Genomic DNA, 468 nt, shown 5'->3' with positions numbered 1-468 from the left:
AATTAAAGGAGTTCTCAAAAAATGAAGCTAAAAAAAATAATTCCTGCTTTTCTCCTTCTTTCAACCGTTGCAGTTGGCTTGTGGTTAACGCCTACTCAAGCTTCTGCAGATGCTGCGGATACGATGGTAGATATCTCTGGCAAAAAAGTGTTGGTTGGATATTGGCATAACTGGGCCTCAAAAGGACGCGATGGTTACAAACAAGGAACATCAGCATCACTAAACCTTTCAGAAGTAAATCAAGCCTACAATGTCGTACCGGTCTCCTTCATGAAAAGCGATGGCACGACACGGATTCCTACGTTCAAGCCTTATAACCAAACGGACACTGCCTTCCGACAAGAAGTCGCACAATTAAATAGTCAAGGTCGCGCAGTTTTATTGGCACTTGGTGGAGCAGATGCACATATTCAATTAGTCAAAGGCGATGAACAAGCCTTTGCGAATGAAATCATTCGTCAAGTGGAA

General features: G+C 42.7%; 1 pseudogene. It reads left to right on the top strand.

The features are described from left to right. Window positions 1-21: 21 nt before the first annotated feature. A pseudogene (locus ACU8YE_RS24880) lies at window positions 22-468 on the top strand (hypothetical protein); the annotation flags it as partial.

The sequence above is a fragment of the Ralstonia sp. VS2407 genome (assembly GCF_052950655.1).
The sequence above is the reverse complement of the archived record's forward strand: the minus strand, read 5'-3'. Positions and strand labels throughout refer to the sequence as shown.